This window comes from Streptomyces sp. NPDC001204 (assembly GCF_053598035.1).
On record NZ_JBSFJL010000048.1, the window covers coordinates 1 to 20,044 of the forward strand.

The 20,044-nt window shown below is 69.1% G+C and carries 13 protein-coding genes; 7 read left to right on the top strand and 6 right to left on the bottom strand.

Features of this window, described 5'->3' with window-relative positions; genetic code table 11:
* Positions 1-785: 785 nt before the first annotated feature.
* Positions 786-968 (bottom strand): hypothetical protein, encoded by a 183-nt coding sequence (locus ACWC91_RS38590; protein WP_281156925.1) that lies wholly within the window; start codon positions 966-968, stop codon positions 786-788.
* Between the two features lie 525 nt (positions 969-1,493).
* Between ACWC91_RS38590 and ACWC91_RS38595 the strand changes: the two genes are divergently transcribed.
* Positions 1,494-4,127 (top strand): hypothetical protein, encoded by a 2,634-nt coding sequence (locus tag ACWC91_RS38595; protein ID WP_450641467.1) that lies wholly within the window; start codon positions 1,494-1,496, stop codon positions 4,125-4,127.
* 131 nt (positions 4,128-4,258) lie between these two features.
* Here the strand turns inward: ACWC91_RS38595 and ACWC91_RS38600 are convergent, their stop codons facing one another.
* The 4 genes from ACWC91_RS38600 to ACWC91_RS38615 are packed head-to-tail and all read right to left on the bottom strand — an operon-like array spanning position 4,259 to position 7,561.
* On the bottom strand, positions 4,259-5,422 hold the full coding sequence (locus tag ACWC91_RS38600; protein WP_450641465.1) for a cysteine desulfurase family protein: 1,164 nt from the start codon (positions 5,420-5,422) through the stop codon (positions 4,259-4,261).
* A complete protein-coding gene (locus tag ACWC91_RS38605) occupies positions 5,419-6,363 on the bottom strand; it encodes a hypothetical protein (RefSeq protein ID WP_450641463.1) in 945 nt (314 codons plus the stop codon). Before ACWC91_RS38605 ends, ACWC91_RS38600 begins: the two co-directional genes overlap by 4 nt.
* 16 nt (positions 6,364-6,379) lie before the next feature.
* A complete protein-coding gene (locus tag ACWC91_RS38610; RefSeq protein WP_281156931.1) occupies positions 6,380-7,000 on the bottom strand; it encodes a hypothetical protein in 621 nt (206 codons plus the stop codon).
* 3 nt (positions 7,001-7,003) lie between these two features.
* On the bottom strand, positions 7,004-7,561 hold the full coding sequence (locus ACWC91_RS38615; RefSeq protein WP_281156932.1) for a dCTP deaminase: 558 nt from the start codon (positions 7,559-7,561) through the stop codon (positions 7,004-7,006).
* A gap of 314 nt (positions 7,562-7,875) precedes the next feature.
* Between ACWC91_RS38615 and ACWC91_RS38620 the strand changes: the two genes are divergently transcribed.
* Positions 7,876-8,838 carry a LysR family transcriptional regulator gene (locus ACWC91_RS38620; protein WP_281156933.1) on the top strand — a complete coding sequence of 321 codons (963 nt, stop codon included), beginning with the start codon at positions 7,876-7,878 and terminating at the stop codon, positions 8,836-8,838.
* 18 nt (positions 8,839-8,856) lie between these two features.
* Positions 8,857-10,197: an endonuclease/exonuclease/phosphatase family protein gene (locus ACWC91_RS38625; RefSeq protein WP_281156934.1), complete on the top strand. Its 1,341-nt coding sequence runs from the start codon at positions 8,857-8,859 to the stop codon at positions 10,195-10,197.
* 73 nt (positions 10,198-10,270) lie between these two features.
* Here ACWC91_RS38625 and ACWC91_RS38630 read toward each other — a convergent pair whose 3' ends face one another.
* Positions 10,271-10,597 carry a nucleoside triphosphate pyrophosphohydrolase gene (locus tag ACWC91_RS38630; protein ID WP_450726252.1) on the bottom strand — a complete coding sequence of 109 codons (327 nt, stop codon included), beginning with the start codon at positions 10,595-10,597 and terminating at the stop codon, positions 10,271-10,273.
* 592 nt (positions 10,598-11,189) lie between these two features.
* Between ACWC91_RS38630 and ACWC91_RS38635 the strand changes: the two genes are divergently transcribed.
* Genes ACWC91_RS38635 through ACWC91_RS38650 form a run of 4 tightly spaced genes read left to right on the top strand, consistent with a single transcriptional unit; the run spans position 11,190 to position 19,951 of the window.
* Positions 11,190-12,443 (top strand): helix-turn-helix domain-containing protein, encoded by a 1,254-nt coding sequence (locus ACWC91_RS38635; RefSeq protein ID WP_281156936.1) that lies wholly within the window; start codon positions 11,190-11,192, stop codon positions 12,441-12,443.
* A 22-nt stretch (positions 12,444-12,465) separates the two neighbouring features.
* Entirely contained in the window at positions 12,466-13,761 is a 1,296-nt protein-coding gene (locus ACWC91_RS38640) for a restriction endonuclease-related protein (RefSeq protein WP_450641460.1), read from the top strand.
* Positions 13,752-17,051, top strand: coding sequence for a hypothetical protein (locus tag ACWC91_RS38645; RefSeq protein ID WP_281156938.1), 3,300 nt, complete (start codon positions 13,752-13,754; stop codon positions 17,049-17,051). Before ACWC91_RS38640 ends, ACWC91_RS38645 begins: the two co-directional genes overlap by 10 nt.
* 50 nt (positions 17,052-17,101) lie before the next feature.
* Entirely contained in the window at positions 17,102-19,951 is a 2,850-nt protein-coding gene (locus ACWC91_RS38650; protein WP_450641459.1) for an RNaseH domain-containing protein, read from the top strand.
* Positions 19,952-20,044: the final 93 nt, after the last annotated feature.

Sequence of the window (20,044 nt, forward strand, 5' to 3'; positions counted from 1 at the left end):
GGGGCGGAGAGCCTGAAGGCTCTTCAGTTGGCCTGACGGCCAACTACGGGCCTGACGGCCCGTTAGCACTGTCGTCGTGCCTGGCGGCACGACTGTGTGTCACAGGTGCGGGGTTGGCCCTGGCGGGCCAACTTGGTTGGTTTCTATGGGTGTTGGTTGGCGGGCCTGACGGCCCGCTCGACAAGTGGGGATGCCGTCCTGCCTTGCGGCAGGACCGGGGAAAGGTGAAGCCCCTCCCCTGACGGGGAGGGAAAGGGTGGTGTGATGCCGGCGCCTGTCGGCGCCGGTGATGTCAAAACTGGGTGGTTGCACAGATATTTGAGTTGCCGACGCTCCCCTGCCGGGGAGCTTGAGTGAGTGGTGTCCGGCTGTCGCCGGACTGAGTGAGTGCCAGTTTCCTTTGATGTGGCATGCGTTGGGCTCCCTGCCTCTTTGAGGTTGGGATGACGCCTGGCGGCGTTAGAGGCTTGGGTGGTTGTCGCTCGTGAGTGTTTTGTGGGCTGCTCGCCTGCCTGCTGGCAGCTTGGAGGCGAGGGGCCCGGTTGCCAACTGGCGCGGCGCGCGGCAGTGGTGCTCTGGCCAGTTCTGCCGGTTCCTGGGGCGGTTCGGAGGTGCCACCGAGTCGCTGGCTTGTTTCAGGCAGGAGCGCTGCGACAAGAGGGGCGCGACGCCCAGGTGAAGGTGGATGTCCGGTAAGGCCGTGGCTCACCAGTCCCACTCGGCGGGGAAATCACACTCCGTCAGCCTGGCCGGGTGGGCCCGGCCACGGGCCAGCGGGGCCTTGCTCAGACGCGCGGGCGTGGCGGGCGACCGAGCAACACGGCCAGCACGGTGAGAGCCGCCTGACGGCGGCGGGCCGTGGGAGCGCATACGGCGGTCAGGGCGAGTCCAGCGACGGTAACAGAGCGGGTGGCCAACAGGGTTGTGATGAAAGGGCTGTTGAGCAGGTCGAGCAGGTGATGGGACATGGGCGTGGCCTCCTTGGGTGGGTTCGCCGGTGTAGCGGCCCTTTGGCCTCCTTATTGAGGCCCGTTCGGCAGGTTTCCGGCGATGTCCTAGACGGCGGCGGGGAGGCGTCTACGCTGGCCAGGGCCCGTCAGATGGATTTTCCGGCGCAGGGGTGGGCGGACGGTGCAGAAAGGGATGCGGTGGAACAGGGCACGGCTGTACGGGCTTTCGCGGCCATGCTGAAAGGTCTGTATGAGAGGGCGGGTTCGCCCACGTTGGCGGCAATGGTGCATCAGGGCCAGCGGCAGCAGCCTCCGGTGGACCTAAGTAAGTCCTCTCTGAGTGAATGGCTGGGGGGCCGGTCCGTGCCATTGCAGCAGCAGGCAGTGCAGTTCCTGGTCCTCCACCTCGTCCAGCGGGCCCGTCAGGCGGGCCGGGCGGGTGCGCCCGCCGGGTGGTCGAGGCTGTGGGAGGGGGCCCTTGAGGAACGTCTGCAGCGGCGCGGCGGTCGACCTGCCCGCCCGGCCCCAGACAACAGGCCCGTCTTGCAGGTGCCCGTCCGCGGCCGGTTCGTGGCCGAGCTCCAGCCCGAGGAGGCGTTCGGCGAGTGGGAGGTGCACCGGCCCGTCGACGTGGCGGCGTCGGTGCCGGGTGCGTTGCCACTGTATGTGCGGCGCGCCCATGATGAGGTTCTGCGTTCGGTGGTGGGACAGGCCGCTGGCGGTACGAGCCGGATGGTGGTGCTGGTCGGTGAGTCGTCCTCGGGCAAAACACGGGCGTGCTGGGAGGCGGTAGGCGAGCTGCCGGCCGGGTGGCGGCTGTGGCATCCGCTTGATCCGTCGCCGGCCCAGGCTCTGGCGAGCGCGTTGCAGGAGGGCATTGCGCCGAGCACCGTGATCTGGCTCAACGAACTGCAGAGGTATGTCGGCGAGCAGGCCGGCGCGTGCGCCGAGCGGATCGCGGCTGGTCTGCGGGGGCTGCTACAGGACAGCACAAGCCATCCGGTGCTCATTCTGGGAACCGTCTGGCCGGAGTTCTGGAACACCCTGACCGCTACGCCTCTCCCGGGAAGGCCCGATCCGTATGCGCAGGCGCGGGCGTTGCTCGAGGGCAAGGCTGTGCACGTACCGGCCGCGTTCGAGGCGCAGGAGCTGGAGGATGCGCGGATGGTGGGCGGCCACGATCCTCGGCTGGCCGACGCCCTGGCCCATGCTGCGGGCGGGCGGATCACCCAGTACGTGGCCGGGGCTCCGGCTCTGCTGGAGCGCTACCGGACGGCCCCGGCCGCGGCCCGTGCGGTGATCGCTGTCGCCATGGACGCAAGCAGGCTGGGCGGGGTGGCACTGGTGGGGCGGGAGTTTCTTGAGGCTGCTGCCGAGAGCTATCTCAGCGACGACGACTACGACGCGCTGGGCGAGGACTGGCTTGAGGACGCTCTCGCTTACACGCAGCAGCCGAGCAAGGGGGTGCGGGGCCTGCTCAGCCAGGTGCGGGCTCGCCCGACAACAAGTCGGGGCGGGTGGCGGCTGTCCGACTACATGGATCACATCGGCCGCACCGAGCGGCGGTTTTCCGCTCCCCCGGCCTCGTTCTGGCGCGCGGCGCGCGACCATCTTCCCGAGCCCCACCTCGTGCGGGCGCTGGGGCGGGCGGCGGAGGCACGCTGGCGTGATGCCGAAGCCGCCGTCCTGTATCAGCGGGCGCTGGATCTGGGTGACCTGCAGGCGGGGCAGTATCTGGTCTGGCTGTGGCAGGAGCGTCAGCGGGCCGATGAAGCCCACCGTGTGCAGGAGCAGGCCGCGTTCGCTGGTGACGGTGATGTGCTGGAAGAGCTGCTGGTGGAACTGCTCGAACAGGAGCTCCACCAGCAGGCCGAGGATCTGGTGCGGGGTGCCGCTGACCGTGGCAATGCCACTGCCCAGCTCCATCTGGCCCGTGCCCTGATGCTGGAGGGTGAGACCGAGGAGGCGGCCCGCTGGTATGCCGAGGTTGCCCGGTGCAGTGATCCGGACATCCTGCGCGCCTATGCGGACGACCTCCGCGAGCGGGGCGACCTGGACGGTGCACGGGCGGCGTTGCAGGCGGCGGGTGATTGCCGTGCGCTGGGCAAGCTGGCCACCTTGGCGGCTGTGTCCGGGTCGGCGGCCGGGGTGGGGCAGGCCGCCTGGGAGGTCTTCGCCCCGGGCGAAGGCGCGCCGTTGAAGGATCTCGCCGAGCAGGCCGAGGCTGGCGGGCGCAGCGCGGAGGCTGCGGGTCTGTACTGGGATGCGATCACCATCTTCGAACGCCGCCGTCGGCAGCGGGACGCCGGTGTGGAGCTCATCGACTTCGAGGCGGGTCCACGGTCTCTTCTCGATTACCTTGACCCGGCCGTGCTGCCCATGCCGCCCGGGGAGACGTGGGCGCTGCGCCAGTTGGTGGCTCTGCTGGACGGTACGCAAGGCGCAGCAGCGGGCGACGGCGCGCTTGGGGAGGTCGCGGAGGCTGGAAATCCCTGGGCGTTGGAGCAGTTGTTGCGCCGTCTGCGCGGGCGTGGGCAGGCCCGGGAGGCGGAATTGCTGCTGCGGAGAGAGGTGTCGCGGGCCAACCCCTGGGCGCTGTGGGTGCAGGCCCATCGTGCTGTGCTCGACGAGCGGGTTCCGGATGAAGTCTGCCGCGCGCTGTTGGAGCGTGCTGCGGCCGCCCGGGTGCGCCAGGCCGTCCGGGTGCTGATGGATCGGGCTGAGCAGGCGGGTTTGGTCCATGAGGCCGAGCAGTGGGCGCTGCACGCTGCAGCCCGCGGCTGCATGACGCCTTTGTGGGAGCTAGTCCGGGACCGTGAGCAGAGTGGCCGACTGGAGGCGGCCGAGCGGCTGGCCTGGCAGGCTCCGATTACCCAGCGGTCCTGGATACTGCGCCGCCTGGCGGAATGTCGTGCCGGGGAGCAGGTCATGCCGTTGTTGCGGTGTGCCTATGACGGGGGCCTGGTGTGGGCGCCTGGCGCGCTCGCAGAACACCTCGAGGTGGCGGGTGAGTTCGTGCAGGCCGAACGCTTCGCTCGGATGGCCGCCGACGCGGGCGACCGGCAGGCACTGGAGGAGTTGGCCGCACGGCGCAGGGACGACGATCCCGACCGGCAGTGGCGGGCAATGCTGGCAAACGGGCTGACGGCTGAGGGGACTTCCGCTGCCTCGTGGTAACTCGTTCAGCCTCCAGGCGACCATTCTGTTGCTGTTTTCGTCGGCAAAGTTGGGCGCGGCCTGTGATGCGGAGCGTCCGGGTAGGTCCTAGCTCGGGCTATACGACGATCGAGGTCAGCGGTTCGGGCAGGTCAGGCTGTGCTGGCGGGCGTCGGTGCCAGGGCGTGTGCGGCGTGCGTGATGAGTGCGGCAGCCTGGTCGATGTCGTTGTCGGTGGTGGTGCGTCCGAGGCTGAGTCGGAGGGTTGCGCGGGCCTGCTCGCGGGTGAGGCCGATCGCGGCGAGGACATGGGAGGGCTCGCCGCTTCCGGTGTTGCAGGCCGAGCCGGTGGAGGCGGCGATGCCGGGGACGTGGTCGAGGAGGTCTATGGCCTCGATGCCGGGAAGGGTCAGGCTGAGGTTCCCGGGCAGTCGCCGGTTCGGGTGGCCGTTGACGGTGGCTCCGGGAACTGCGGCCAGGAGGCGCTCTTGGAGCCGGTCACGCAGGGCCCGGATGCGTGGCAGGGGCGGGACGGCATCGGCGGTGATGAGATGGGCGGCGGCGCCGAAGCCGACGATGGCGGGGACGTTGAGGGTGCCGGCGCGCAGTCCGCGTTCTTGTCCGCCGCCGGTCTGCTGGGCGGTGATGCGCTGGCCGCCGCGGATGTAGAGGGCGCCGATGCCCTTGGGGCCGTGGAGTTTGTGAGCGGACAGGGAAGCGAGGTCGACGCCGAGTTCGGTGACGTCCAGCAGGCCGCAGCCGGCGCTCTGGGCGGCGTCGGTGTGCAGGACGATGCCCTGGGGGGTGGTGATCTCGGCGATGGCTGCGAGCCGTTGGATGGTGCCGATCTCGTTGTTGGCGTGCATCACCGAGACCAGCACGGTGTTCGGGGTGAGGACCGCGGCGATGTCGGCGGGGTGGACGCGGCCGTGGTGGTCGACGCCGACGCGGGTGAGCGTGTAGCCGTGGTGGTCGACGAGCCGCTGGCAGGCGGCGAGGACGGCCTTGTGCTCGATGGCGGTGGTGACGATGTGCCCGCCGTACGGACGGGCGGCCAGGGCGGCGCCGACGATCGCGAGGTGGTTGGCCTCGGTGGCACCGGAGGTGAAAATGATCTCCATCTCGTTCTTGGTGCCAGCCAGCTCGGCGATCTGCTGGCGGGCGGCTCGTACGGCCTGCGCGGCGGTACGTCCGTAGGCGTGCGGGCTGGAGGGGTTGCCGTACTCATGGGTGAGGAACGGCAGCATCGCTTCCAGGACGCGCTTGTCCATGGGTGTGGTGGCCTGGTGGTCGAGGTAGATCGGTTCGGTGGTCACGCGGCCCGCTCCTCGTCTTTGGCAGCGGTCAGTGCCGTCGCGGCGTATTTACGTTCGCCGTCGACCAGGTCCCAGTAAATGGTGCGGGGTTCGTCGACGACGGAGAACGCGGTGGCCAAGCAGTGCCAGTTTCGGTTCGGTTGGGCGAGGGCGAGGAGGAAGGCGTCCTCGAAGAGCCGGCGGACGCGCTTGGCCAGGGCCTCGCGGGTCGGCTGCGGGCCGAACAGGTGCAGGAAGCCGCGCTCGCGCAGCCACGCCTCGGCGTGTTCGGCACCGACCGTGCCGTTCATGTGGCCGCTGTCGGTGAGGGTCTGAGTGGCCAACCGCTGAAGGCGGCGTTGGCGGCGGGCGTCCTCGCCGCCGGGGCAGCGGTCGCCGGTGAGCTTCCACTCGTTCCAGCGGGGCGGCTGGTATTGGTCCCAGTCGACGTCGTCGAGGTGGGCGGAGACCTGCGGGGGGATCTGGCCGCGGGTCAGGTCCGCGACGTCGTATCCGGGTCCGAGGGCTTCCAGGGTGAAGGAGCCCGGCCGCCCGGGCTCGGGCCGGTCCATGCGGATGAGGACGGTGAGTCGGTTGGTGAAGCGGTTGGTGGGCTCGGCGAGGATCACGGCCCGTCCGTCGGCGAGCAGCCCGGCTGCTCGGCGCGGGATCTCCCCGATGGGGAAGGTGTTGCCGCCCCGGTAGTACTGCTGCTTCTCCACGCCGCCGTCGGAGCGGATCATCAGCGTCTTCGTGCCGGTTGCGGCGGCGAGCTCCTGTGCGGCGGTGCGGACCACAGTCGCGTTGTGGGCGGGGTCGATGAGGCAGGCATTGAGGACGGGCAGGTCCAGTGAGTGCAGCAGGGCCATGGTCTGCCACTTCGGCCATCGCCGGTCTTTGGCCGCCGCGGTCAGCTCGGTCGCGGCGAGTGCGTGTAACGGGCGGGGCAGGGATGTCGCCATCGTGCCGTTCCCCCTGTCAGGCCGCGTCTGCGCGGTGCAGGTCGGCGGACAGCTCGGCGAACGTGCGCTCATGGTGGGTGGTGAAGGGGTGGTCGCGCCAGTCGAAGAGGTCGCCGATGCCGAGCTGATCTGCGCAGACACGGCGGACGAACTGGCGGGCGAAGCCGACCGAGGGCCAGTAGTAGTGCTCGCCGGGCCTGGGCGAGAGGTAGAGGTAGGAGCTGTCTGCGGCGGTCGGAAGGTCCGCCATGGAGGCAAGCCTCCGGCCGGGGCCGCCGGTCTTGTTGTAGGCGGCGGTGACCGCGTCCGGGTCGGGGACGGGGATCAGGTGCAGGTGGCAGTGGCTGCAGCAGGAGGCTCCGAGTTCGCAGTCGCGCGGGCCGTGCTCGGCCAGGATGGCCGGCCCGTAGCGGGCCTGGATCAGTGTGCGCATCCGTTCCGTCTCCGCGGCGACCTGCTCCAGGCGGGCGGAGGTGAGGTCGGCGGCGGCGTCCAGGTGCTCAAGCGGCATGAACAGGCAGTAGCCGGGGGTGAGAGCGCCGATGGTGGGCAGCAGCACCCAGCCGGCGCCGGTCTCGGTGATGATCCGGGTCGTGCTGTCGCGTTGGGTGAACTCGGTGCAGAACTGGCAGTCCATGGGTCACCTCCGGATCGGGCCGACGGGGAACTCGTCGGCGTATCGGCTCTTCAGGTCGGCCTCACGGCCGTAGAAGGGGTGGGGCGCGGCGTCGTCGCTGTGAGGCCCGTCCAGGGCGAAGACGAGTAGGCGGGCCAGCGGCATACCGTGGTGGAGCCGCAGGACGGCGGGGCCGGTGTTGACGAGTTCCAGCGTCAAGTGGCCGTTCCAGCCGGGCAGGACGAACGGGCTGGTGACGTGGACGGCCAGGCCGAGGCGGGCCAGGTGGCTCAGTCCGCCGATCATTCCCATGAGTCCGGCCCCCAGCCGCAGCGGTTCCTCGACCGCTCCCAGCAGCATCTGGCCGGGGGTCAGCTCGTAGTTCTCCCAGTTCGTGATCGGCTCGCCGTAGAGGCCGTCGATGCTGGCCTGGTCGGCGAGATCGATCACCAGTGTGCTCGTCGCCGCGAGCGGCTGCAGTGGCTTGCCGAGTCTTAACAGCAGTGCATCGCCGCGGAGTTGGCCTGGCCACTCCATGGCGCCCTGATTGATCAGCCGGGTGATCGACTCGGCTGAGAGCATGACTCACCTCCGGGACGCGGGGCAGTACCGAATGGCGCTTTCGGATCGAAGGCGGCTGTGGAAATGTTCTCCTGGATAGTCCGAGATATCCATATGTCCGATTGGACATTTAAAGGTTTTCTCGGGGTGAAATGCGGAGAAGTTCAGTTCTGCTGGCCGTTCGGCCAGTGCAAGCTGGTTGAGGCCGTGTCAGGAAGGGGGATCTCGTGGTGCCGACGTTGCCGTCCGGGCCGTTGAAGATGCCGGGCCCGGAGGGGTTCCGCGGGGATCTGCTGTCATGTTCCCCTGACTTGTTGGATCTCACTTGGGATCAGATGAGGACGCTCATTGTCGTCCGCGAGGCCGGGACCGCGCTGGCCGCGGCGAAGGTGCTCGGGCGTGAGCAGTCCAGCGTCCAGAAGCAGCTCGACATCCTCAACCGGAATTTCCAGGCTCTCACCGGTGAATTGCTGGTAGTCAAGCAGGGACGGGGCAAGGACTTCCTGTTCACCCCGACCGGGCTGGAGGTCGTCGAGCGGGCCCGGGCGACCTTCGCCGACTGGCTGCAGGGCATCGCCGACTCACGCCGCCGGCTCGGCTCGACACTGACGGTGGGGACGACCGAGTTCACCCTCGGTTTTCTGGGCCGGGTCTGGGAGAGGGTGGCTCCGCAGCTGCTGGAGAGGGAGGTCGAGTTGAAAGTCGTGCATGTGCGGACGCGTGACTTCTGGCAACGCCTTGACTCCAACCAGGTCGACCTGCTGTGCGGGGGGCTTGCGGCCGAGGCCGCCGCCGATCGGGTCGCTCCCGACTACGACTTCCTCGAATGGCATCGCGAGGGCCTGGCCCTGTTGACCAACCTGCCGGTGCGCGAGCTCGCCGCCAAGACCGTCGGCGTCGACCGGCTGCGGACTCTGCCGCTGGTCATCCCCTCCCGCGGGGTGATAACCGACTTCGTCGAGCGCTGGTACGGCCCGGACTTCCGCTCGCAGCTACAGATCGCTGCCGAGATCGACGACATCTATTACGGACTTGCCCTGCTGCGGTCCCGCATGACCTACGGGTGCATGCTGTGTGCCCGCTCCATCGGCCAGGCCGCCGTCGACGGGCGCCTGCCCACCAGCGAAGAGTTCCGGCTCATCGACTTCGCCGACGACTTCGCCCCCATGCTCCAGCTGATCTCCGGAGTCTTCGCCCGCAAGGGCGAACGTGAGACCTACGACGTCTCCCACCCGCTGAACATCCTGTGGGACGCCTTCCGCGAGGAGGCCGCCTCCGGCAAGCCCCTGCCCCTGTGACCCTAAGGACCCCCTCCCGTGCTGCTGGCCTCGGTCAACCTCAACAAGCGTCTCGGCACCGCCGGCGCCCGCTCAAACCTCGCCGCATGGCTGCGCGAGCACGGAGTCAAGGCCGTGCTCGCCCAAGAGCCCTTCAAGCCCGCCGACCGGACACCGCCCGCACTCGGCGGCTTCACCTTCGCCGGCGGAGACGGACACCTGGCCGCCTGGATCAGCGAGGACCTCGCCCCTCCGGCCGTGTCCTCGCCCAGGACGTGGGCCCAGCGGATCGAACTGGAGTGGCTGGTCGTCGTACAGGTGCATCTCGACGCCTATGCCAGCTCCTCCCGGGCCGCCCAACTGGGCGAACTGGCCGCGATGGCTGCCGCCGAGGACGACCGCCCGCTACTGATCTGCGGGGACTTCAACCTCGCCCCCCGCCCCGAGGACGGCCTATTCGGCCAGGAGACCAGCACCTTCACCACCGACGTCGAACGCGAGACACTGCGCCGGCTGATGCGGGAGGCCAGCCTGGTCGACACCGCCGCCGGCCCGGAGCCCGTTTTCACCTTCGAGCGCATCTTGTCGGGCAAACCCAGCCGCTTCCGCTGCGATCTCGGCCTGCTCAGCGACCACCTGACGGCGACCACCACTGTCACCGTCGACGCGGCGGTGCGCAGCGGCCCCAAAGCGTTCACCGACCACTCCGCGCTGCTGATCGACCTGCCCGTCACCCTCCAGGCGGCCGAGCCGAATGACGTGCTCTTCGCGTTGAGCGAGCTCACCGGCGACCACCCCGCCACCACCCCCGCGGGGAGGAACTTTCAGCCGCACAAGACCGCGATGAGCCGCCAGGCCCCTTCTCCGGCCTCCCGGGCCGTGACCGAGTACCTGACCGGCCCCCTCGGCGTCAAAAGTGTCCTGGACCACGGCTGCGGCCGCGGTGTGGACGTTGCCCACTACCGCTCGGCGGGCCTGGACGCCGAAGGCTTCGACCCCCACGACGATTTCGGCTGGCCCCGCCCGCGGCGGACCGGGTTCGACCTGGTCACCTCCATGTTCGTCCTCAACGTGCTGTCCGACCCCTGGCAGCGGATCCAGGCCCTCAAGGACGCGTCCACCTTCGCCCGGCCCGGCGGGCATGTCGTGGTCGTCACCCGCTCCCCCGAAGAGATCACCAAGGCTGCTGCGGACGGCAGCTGGATGGCACACCACGACGGCTTCTGGTCCAGCCAGAGCAAGGGAACCTTCCAGCGTGGTATCGACCCGGACGAGATCACCGCCCTTGCCCGACGGGCCGGACTCGTCCCTGCTGCCGACGCTCCCGTGCTGCCGCTGCCCGGGGTCTGCCATGCCGTTCTGACCAAGCCCCAGGCGTGAGAGACGTACCCGTGGACGTGCCCATCCGCGTATGGCGTTGCGCACGACGGCGTGTAGCGAATGGCGGCCGCGGTCAGCGGTTGCCGGTCCAGACGATCCGTTCGGCGAAACCGCCCCGCTCCCGCGCTTTGGCCTCGCGGATTTTCTCCAGCTGATCTGCGTCGACCCCCAAGTCTGCGGCCAGCGCGCGTACGACCTCCAGCAGGTCCGCGAGTTCCTCGGGCGCCGCGGCTGCATCCGCCGCGAGGAACTCGGCGACTTCCTCACCGAGCTTTTCTCTCAGCCTCCCGTGGTATTCCTCTGGGCCCGCGGTGTAGATGACCGGCTCGGCCCCGCCTTCGCGGATAATCTGCGGAATCCGGTCCCGCACCAACTTGCCGGAAATGCTGTAGCGGTCCAACTGCTGCACCCATCGCCGCGGAGCGGTCGCCAGCCGCCGCCCCTCATGCCGCCAGCAGCCTAGGGAAGCCGCCACACAACTCGCCATGCGAACCGCCAATCCCACCCGTTCGGAGCGCCCCTAACAACTGGGCTGCCCTATCCACTGATTTGCCGCCAAAGTAGGAGTGGACCTCGTGTTCTGTGCTGTCCACGCGATTGACCTCGCTGGCGTTAAGAACGAACCAGCGGCGGACGTCGGTGACTCGGGCGGTCCAGACGGCGTCGTGGCGGACGTACTTGGGGCGTCCTTTGAAGCGGTCGAGGAGTTGCTTAACCGTCGTCAGGGTCGGTGGCCAGGGCGTCGCTGGTGCACGTGCGCAGGTCCCGACGGAAGTCGCGGATCTCGACGCTGAGGGTGGGCGAGGTAGGTGCCGGTCAGGGGGTCGCCAGCACCGGTGATCTGCCGGACGGTCGGCGGGTGGGCGAGGTGACGAGCTGGGGCACGGCCGTTTAACACGACCCGTGGGTTTTCATTCCGGCCCACACCGGGCGGCCGGCCGCGGGGGCCAACATGGCTCCATTATAGACTTCGTGAAGTCTATAATGGAGCCATGTCTCGTCGGACCGAGCCCTTTGCCCCGGGTTCGTTTACTTTCCTGCGGAAGCAGGCTGGCCTGACACAGGCGCAGCTGGCTGCCGTGGTGGGCGTGTCGGCCCGGCAGATCACGCACTACGAACAAGGCAGCCACTCGCCCTCCCCTCACCGGCTGCAGCTTCTGGCCCGGGCGCTGAAGACCACGGCGCAGGAATTGGCCGGAGTGCCGGCAGGTGAGGAGACCCTGGCCGATCTGCGGCGTTTCGCTGGGCTGGACCGTATAGAGGTGGTCCCGCTCCTGGCTGAACACCTGCCCGCGGAACTGGGCCGGGTGACGGAGTGGAAACTGCAGGCCCTTGAGGCCGGGCGGCCTGTGACCGCCTGGCTGTCGTCTGAAGCGCTGGAGCAGGTCATCCCGGCCCTGGCAAAGATCTACCGCACCTCTGTGCGTACGGTGCGACGCAGTTGGTTCAGGGCGTTTCCCGAGCAGGGTCACTTACTGCGTCCGCAGCAGGCGACGAAGCCGCATCAGGGCGGACGGCTTGATACCGCCGCGGGCGCATGGGAGGGCCTTACCCGGCGCCAGCGGGCCTATCTGGCCGCATGTTTTCAGGAAGACCAGGACGCCGAGAGTCGGGCCCGGGACAGCCGGTCCGCTGGGCGTGATCCCGGGCGAGCGGCGCAGTGGCGCGTGCTGCCGTTCACGGTGAAGGCGGATCCGGCCTTCACCGGATACACCCGGATCCAGGAGCGGCTGCGGGCGGAAGGCTGGCATGACGCAGGTGCGGGGGCGACGCTGCATGCACTGGCGCGGCGGGATCTGCTGCGGGTGCGTGAGGACGAGGTGGAGGTGTTTCCGCTCGGGTTCGTGCCACGGGTCGTGGTGGAGATGACTCGTGCGGGCCGGGCCTGTGCGCGGGCGGGTCTGGGGGAAAGGCCTGCTGGGCGTGTGTGGGGGGATCTGCTGTCGGAATGGCTGTGGACCGTGCTGGTCAGGGTGGCCGAAGCGGGCGAGTCGGGGCTTGGAGAGGATGCCCTGTGGGGGCGGGCCAAGTTCTATCTCGGAACCGGGTACCGTCCAGGCGGGGCGCTGAGCCGCGGGTTCATCGACTGCCTTCCCGAAGAGGACAACGGGCAGCGAGCGCGGGTGTACCGGTGGGTGGTGACTGCGGCCGGCATGGATCACATCCGCAGCCATGCGGCGGCCTATGGGGAGTTGTACCCGAAGATCGCCGTCGATAGGGCTGTGGAGAGCGTTTCGGACAACTGAATTCGCACCAATGTGCGAATTATTGGGCGGACGGGCCCGATTGTCAGTGCCGCCCTTTATGGTGCGTGCCGTGGATTTAGCGAACTCTCCGGCGGGAGCCGGACTCTCTGATGCGGCCGTGCGTCACATGGTGATGGCGGCAGCAGCAATGGCGACCAAGGCGCTCACCGACACTGAACAGCCTCCCGAGGGCCGGCTGGGTACGCTGCTGGACGCCTACGGGCGCGTCCAGGCGGCCCGGGGCCCGGCATCACCGTTGTCCTTCAGCCGGTTCCACGAACTGTTGCAGGGGAACCTGGCCCGGCTGCTGCCGCAGAGCGTGCCGGCGGAGGAGATGGACGGGGTCCGTCTGATCGGCCCGGACGGCGACTTCGACGAGGACTTCTTCGACCTGGAGATCGAGCAGCGGGTGGTCCTGCGGGCTCTGGCCAAGACCACGCACGGCGGGCGGCCGGCCAGTACCCGGAATCTGGAAGCCGAGATGGACCAGGACCGGGTCTTCACCGCACTGCGCAAGCGCATGGACCAGGACGCCTACGTGCACGGGCGTTCAAGCCTGATCCGCATGCCTGCCGGCTCCGATGCGCAGCTGCGGCGGCTGAATCTGCCCAGCAGCATCGCGGAGTTCTACCGGCCCATCTCCTTCGATGCGGTGTGGGACCGGTGGTGGTTTTCCTGCCCGGTCTGCCACTGGCCGATGAAGGTCACGGTGCACGGCACGCGGGCCGGGACCAGGACGGGGAGTGTGCGCTGCTTCCACCGTCCGCATGCCGCCTGGGGAGCTGCCTACTCTTTCAAACTTCCCGATGCGGGACGCCCTCCGGTGCTGCTTCCCCTCTCCCGTCCGTCTTCGCCGTCGGGTGCGCAGGCGGTGCTGTTCCCCGACCTCGCCGGGCAGGTGCCCGAGCCGGTGCCCGTGGAGGGGCACAAGGCACTGACCCGGGGCGTGTGGCGCTGGACGACGGTGCCGGGCTTCGTCGAGATCGCCCTCTTCGACGCGCTCAGCGAGCGGGGCCTTTCGGTGGTGCTGTGGCCGGAACTGGATGCCTACGACCTGCATGTCGCCGTCGGCCAGGGGCCGGGCCGCTCAGAGTTCCGGATCGACGTCAAAGACTACACCTCGGCCCTGCTGCTGGCGAAGAAGATCCAGGCGGACGGCGGAGACAGGGGCGGCGCCGAGTGGCTGGTGGTGCCCGACTACCGCGACTCGAGCCTCGAGCTGCTGGGCACGGTGGCGGGCGAGTTCGGGCTGAAGACCGCGACGGCGAGCGGCATCGGTGGGCTGATCTGTAAGAAGGCGGGGGTGGCATGGCAGTGATCAGGACCAAGCGGCTGTCCAAGACGGCCGGGGCGGTCGGTGCGGCACTGGCCCTGGCAGCCCACTACTTTTCTCGCGAGAGCGAGGGAGAAGACAAGGCTGTCGCCTCGTTCCGGGACGCCGCGTTCCTGCTCAGCGGCCAGCTGGACAAGTGGGCGCTGTGGCGGGAACTGCCGCACGAGGAAAAGCAGCGCATCGGCGCGGTGGTGGCGCTCGCTCCCCAGGAACTGGCCGGTGTCACCGTCTTCGCCGCCCGCGCGCGGGAGTTGCTGGACTTCGCGCACGGCGAGCCGGCCGCGCTGCCCTTCAGGCCCTCGGACTCCGTGGGACGTGCCGAGGCCGCCGTTCCCCTGGTGGGCGGGGATCTGCTGGAGTACGTCGACCGGATTCTTCAACGGCTGCGTCGCGATCATCCCCGCCGCAGGCCGGATGCCCCGGCCGGGCCGGGCATCTGGCTGCCGCGCACGCAGTACGCGGCCGGTTCCGGGCTCATCCAGGGGCGCGCCGTCATCCCCGTCTTCGCCGACGGCGGCGAAGACGAGGAGGATCTGGCGGATCTGCCCGAGGTGCGCACCCTGCCCTACCAGAAGGAGGTCGCTCTTCCCGCCGGGGAGCTGCTGGAGCTGGCCCGCCTGATCGACGGACGGTACCCGCCCGAGGGCCGGTACGTGCACGCGGTCCTCGAAAACCTGTTTCGGCAGCTGCAGACCATGGATGCGGTGCCCGCGCAGGAACTGATCCGGCTTGCCGCGGGGCCCATGGACATCCTCAATGCGCCCACCGGCACCGGCAAGAGCGTCCTGGTGCGCGTTGCCGCCTCCTGGTATGCGGTCAACGGCCTGACTGTCACCCTCGTGCTGCCCACGGTGGAGGCCACGCTGTCCGCGGCCTGGGACATCAGCCAGGACCTTCAGCAGCTGGGCCGCACGGAGACCTGCACGCCGTTGATGTCGCCCTCGCGGCTGCACGAGCGGGCGATGAAGGTCGCCGCCCGCATCGAGGGAAGCCTGCTTGAGCAGCCGGACAAGACGCTGTGGAAGCTCGGCCAGCTTTCTTACGGCTGTGCGCTCAGCCATCACATCCAGTCCAGTCACCCCTACCCGCCCGGGCAGGAGCCGTGCCGCGGGCTATCGCCGCTGCCTCCGGCGACCGACCGCGCCGCCTGCCCGTGGACGGGCACCTGTGGCAAGTACGCCCAGCACCGGCAGGCGTGCACCGCCTCGGTGGTGGTGACCAACCACCACAACTTCATGACCGGTCATTTCCCTCTCGGTATCCGGCTGGACGGACGGGCCGTGGCGGATGTGTCGGTGGCCGAGTTCGTTCTGCGCCGCTCGCACACCGTCATGATCGATGAGGTCGACCAGTTCCAGTCGACCGCCCTGGACCTGTGCTCCAGCGAGCTCGTCCTGGACTCCCGGCGCCAGCAGACTGTGCCGTTGCGGGAACTGGACGAGGACAAGGCCAAACTCCCTCCTGATGCGGTCAAGACGCTGTGCCCGACCATCAGCCACGCCCGCTACCTGTCGGAATTCCTGCTGGCCAGCGTCTGCCAGGACCTACTGCATCTGCGCCACTACGAGGGCCACGGCCCCTCCCGCGAGCGGCCCGGCGTCAACAGCACCGGCTGGCACCTGGCCGGCAGCCGGGACAGGCGCCTGATCACGCTGCTCTTCCCCGACGAGAGCATCACCAGCGAGCAGGAGATTCCCACCCGCTTGTTCGACGAGCTCAACGCTCTGCGGCCCGCCCCGCCCACCGCCACCGCCGCGGGCGGCGGGGCCGACACCGGTGACGTGGCGGACGGTCCTGATCTGCCGCCGCATCTGACAGCGGTGCGCCGGCTGCTGGGCGACCTGCTGGCACCGCGCGGGGAAGACCTGCTGGCCTCTATCCAGCTCGAACTGAACGAGGCCCTGATCGATGTGGTCAAGGATCCTCACGACCGCAGCGAGGCCATCGAGCTGCTGATCGTGCGGATGTGGCTGGCCGAACTCGACGACACCCTCGCGTTGCTGCGCAACAAGACCGGGCAGCTGCGCTCCCTGGGGATGCGCTCGGCCCGCAAACTCGCCCAGCGCCTGGAGACCGGGGTAGCCGCTCACATCCTGCCCTACGGCATGCTCGGCAAGGCGATCACCGGATACCGGGTCACCGGCCTAGATAACCCCGACAAGAACGCCGAACTGACCGCTCAGAGCATCAGCGGCGACCCCCACACCTACACCTCCCAACTGGGCAGCATCGTCTCCCTCGCGCTCGCCGGCGTGGAGCGGCCGGTCCTGGGCCTGTCGGCCACCGCTTACTTCCCGCAGGCCGTGCGCGAGCACGTCCACGCGGCAGTGAAGTGGTGGATGACCGACGCCGCGCCCGACAGCATCCGCGCCAAACGGCACATGATCACCGACTCGGTCACGCACCGGGCCATCCAGATCTCCGGTATCCCCCAGCAGCACAAACGCGAAGCACTGATCAAACTCGGCGACCGCCTCTACGACACGGTGATCCACAAAGAGCTTGCCCGTATCGCGCGCGCCGATCCCGACCGCGCGCACGCGGCAGTGGTCGTCAACTCCTACGAGCACTGCCGCCACCTCGCGCTCGGCATCCACTCCGCAGGCCAGTACACCGGCGGCCTGTGCGTGGCCGTCCCCGCCGACCAGCACTGGCGGGCCAAACTGCCGCCCCTGCCGCCCGGCATCACCGAACTGACCCCGGACGAGTTCGAGGATTTCCCCCGCAAGGGGAAGATCCTCGTCGTGCCGATGGCTCGGATCGCGCGTGGCCTGAACATCGTCATCGGCACGAAGTCGGCCATCACGCCGGTCTACCTGTGCACGCGGCCGCTGGCCCTGCTGAGTGACCCAGCGGAGATGTACGCCAGTGTCAACGCCGCCGGGATCAGCGCCCTGCCCTCCTTGCCCACCACCGCGCCGGTCGCGGACCTCAGAGAGGCCCGAGCCGCCGCCTGGGCCCGCATGGGCATGATCATGCGGTCAGCGCCCGGATTCATCAGCACCGCCCACGTCCTGCAGGAAGAGATCGTCGCCGGCATGGTCGTCGACATGATCCAGCTCGCCGGGCGCGCCCGCCGCGGCGGCACCGACATGACCCTCCATCTCGTCGACTACGCCTTCCACGAGGACTCCTGGCAGTCCGACCTCGCCGGCATCCTGCGCCGCATGCACGGCCGCTGGTCCCCCGTCGTACGACAGCAGATGAACGCGATCTACCGCGAAGCCCTCGCCGCGTTCCTCGCCTACGCCGGCATCGACCCGGAAGAGATCTGACCCCGTCCTCGCCCGTCCGACTCACCTCAGAAAGGAAGGCCACCCTACCGATGCCCGCGCCCACCACCCGAGCCTGTCTGGATGTGCTCGCCTACCGCTGCACCCCGGGCCTGCTGGACGGGGCCACCGTCCACCTGCGCCGGTTTCCCACCAGCGTCACCTCCCTGTGGACCCTGTTGGACCGCCAGTACAAGGACATGGTCAAACGGGAGGAGGCCCAGGCTCCGCATTCGGTGCTCACCAACGCCCTGCGCTGCTTAACCGGCGGATACGTCTTCTTCGACCCCAAGCAGGGCCTGCTGGCCACCCGCCACCCGCTCGACGAGGACACCCTGCGCGACGCATTCACCCTCCTGCACGGCCTCGTCCTGGGCCGGAACCTCGACGACATCGACCTCAACCAGCCCTCCCCTCTGGCCGAACGCGTCGCCGAAACCGCTCAGCAGGAGCGGCTGCTGGCCGACTACCTCACCACCCCCGACGGACCGCACGCCAGCCTCACGGCCGGCCGGCAGCCCGACGCGGCGAACTGGGTCTACAGCACCGTCGCCTGGGACCTGGCCCACCGCCTCGCCCAGCACACATGGAATGTGGACGGCCAGGACATCGCGCTGAGGCCGGACAGCAGCGGCGGCCTGATCGCCTGGCAGCAGCCCTGGTCCAACAAAGCCGGCACCGCGCACGCGCTGGCCAGGGTGCGGTTGGCCCTGAAAACCCTCCCCAATGTCGCCGACCCCATCCTCGTGGTCTCCTCTCAAGCCACCCGTATCAGCCGCAAGATGGCCTACGCGCGCACCGTGCTGGCCGAACAGGCCGAGACCGCCTTGCCGATCATCGAAGTCGAAATGGCCGGACGTGGCCGTATCCGCCGCGTCCACCGCATGTCCCTGCAGACCCTGGCGCGCCTGGGCATGGACCACTCGGTCCTGCACAACATCCAGCAGCGTGTCGAGGCCGAGCAGCAGGCAGAACAGCAAGCCAGGCAGCAGGCCGGCAGCCCGGATGCGCCCGAGCCCGGAGAGGAGGAAGGCCTTGAGGCTTTCTCCATGGCACAGACGGAGTCCGGCACCACCGGGCTCGGCCCCATCCGCCCCGTCCAGGGCAAGAACTTCTCCTTTCCCGTCGGCCGCGGCGTGGGCATGCACCACCTGCGCGAACTCGACCGCCACATCGGCCAGGTCCTGGCCCCGGCCGCTTTGAGTATCGTCCAGGACTCCCGCGCCCGTGGCTTCAAGCAACTGCCTCAGGCCGAACTGTCCGTACAGCCCGGCGACATCGTCCGCTCGCTGGATGCCATGGGCTACCAGCACCTGCGCCTGGTGTGCCTGTGGTACCGGGACGAGATGCGCCAGCGCATGATCCACGGTCTGGCCGGTGTCTTCGGCCTCGATCCGCTCCAGGTCGATCCGGCCGAGGGCGTCCCTGTGCCCCTGGACGGCGGCCGCATCAGCGCCGTCTTCCACCGCGTCCCCGACTTCCTCGTCCACGGCCCCGCAGCCGGGCAGGAAGCCGCCGTCAGCCACATTCCGTCACTCAAGAAGGAACCGGCCACTCTTGTCGGTGTGTGGGCAGAGACCGAGTTCGACGCCGCGGCGGAGGAAGGGGAAGAGGTGGTCTTTCCGCCGACCGACGGTGCGGGCACGGCGACCGGCCACGGACAGGACGAGGACGCCAAGCACCAGGCACGGCGCACCCTGGCCCGGCTCGGGTTCGTCTCGCAGTTCACCGCCGACCGCAAGGAAGCCAAGCGGAAGAAGCCGAACGCCAAACAGACCGACCACCAGGTGGTCCTCTCCCTGCTGGACCTGTGCCGCAGCCTGGGCATCATCGACCGCCGCATCGACCAGATCATGGTCGACGCCATCGGCCCCCACCCGGCCGATCAGGTCGCCCACTGCGGCATCCACGTGCGTCGCCAGAGCCGCCAGGGGAAGGACCGCACGGCCAAGATCTGCATCACCGCCAGCGTCCTGAAGCCCCCCGCCGCCCCCGGCGGGGCCTGGACCCTGCACGGCTGGAGCTACACCCATCCTCACTGGGAGCCCTACCACCAGGCCCAGACTGCCTTCCACGCGGCCGCCTACCCCACCGGCAAGATGACCGACTTCGACGACGACAACCGCGGCCACAAGAAGGTGGCCCAGCAGGTCGACCAGGCCCTGGCCGACCTCTCCGACTATCTCGACGGCGCTCCCTACACCGTCACCGTCGATGGCGTAGCAACGCGCCGGCTGTGGCTGGGACTGCACAACCGCCGCCAGGGCCAAACACCCGCGCGCAACAGCACCTGGCTGCCCGCCAGCACCCTCGACACCCGCGAACGTCCACTGGCCGTCGTGCGTATCAACAAGGACATGGACGAGGTGCCACGCCCGATCCGGGTCAGCCATCGAACTGCCGACGGCACTGGGGCCCGCACCAACAAGGTCACCAAGCTGCTCTACCAGGTCGAGCCCGACTTCGGCTCCCCCGCCTGGCTGCTGGCCACCGTCCCGCCCCAGTTCGACGGCTCCGGAGCCGGCCGCCTCGGCGAAGCCATCACCCGCTGGAGCGCCAGCCATGGCTCCAGCGACCCCGAGAACCGCCGCAAGAACGAAGTCCGCCAGAACTGGTACAGCATGACTGCCACCGAGATCTACCCCATCATCACCGCCGCTCGCGCCGGAAACAGCGCCGGCCAGAGCGAGGCCACGATCGAGCCGCAGCCCCTCGCGCTGGCCGCAGCACGCCTCTGCCACCAACCCCTGGCCTGGGCCAACCGCACCCGCTACCCCGTCCCTCTGCATGCCGCGCAGCAGATGGACCTCGATCATCCCCAGTACCGGCGCACCGCGCTGAAGAGTGACATGGCCAGCGATGCTGCCTCGGCCGCTGATACCTCCCTCGATGAGCAGCCCTGAGCCGACCGCGCGGGCTGCGTACTCACTCCCGGTGGGGGGAGTACGCAGCCCTTCGGCCAGGGTGAATCCGGCAAGCCCGTCACCATGCCGGAT

Excerpts from the sequence above, each read along its gene's own strand:
- ACWC91_RS38610 (WP_281156931.1), bottom strand. The coding sequence starts at position 7,000 with ATGGACTGCCAGTTCTGCACCGAGTTCACCCAACGCGACAGCACGACC.
- ACWC91_RS38590 (WP_281156925.1), bottom strand. The coding sequence starts at position 968 with ATGTCCCATCACCTGCTCGACCTGCTCAACAGCCCTTTCATCACAACC.
- ACWC91_RS38650 (WP_450641459.1), top strand. The coding sequence starts at position 17,102 with ATGCCCGCGCCCACCACCCGAGCCTGTCTGGATGTGCTCGCCTACCGC.
- ACWC91_RS38620 (WP_281156933.1), top strand. The coding sequence starts at position 7,876 with ATGAGGACGCTCATTGTCGTCCGCGAGGCCGGGACCGCGCTGGCCGCG.
- ACWC91_RS38605 (WP_450641463.1), bottom strand. The coding sequence starts at position 6,363 with ATGGCGACATCCCTGCCCCGCCCGTTACACGCACTCGCCGCGACCGAG.
- ACWC91_RS38615 (WP_281156932.1), bottom strand. The coding sequence starts at position 7,561 with ATGCTCTCAGCCGAGTCGATCACCCGGCTGATCAATCAGGGCGCCATG.
- ACWC91_RS38635 (WP_281156936.1), top strand. The coding sequence starts at position 11,190 with ATGTCTCGTCGGACCGAGCCCTTTGCCCCGGGTTCGTTTACTTTCCTG.
- ACWC91_RS38645 (WP_281156938.1), top strand. The coding sequence starts at position 13,752 with ATGGCAGTGATCAGGACCAAGCGGCTGTCCAAGACGGCCGGGGCGGTC.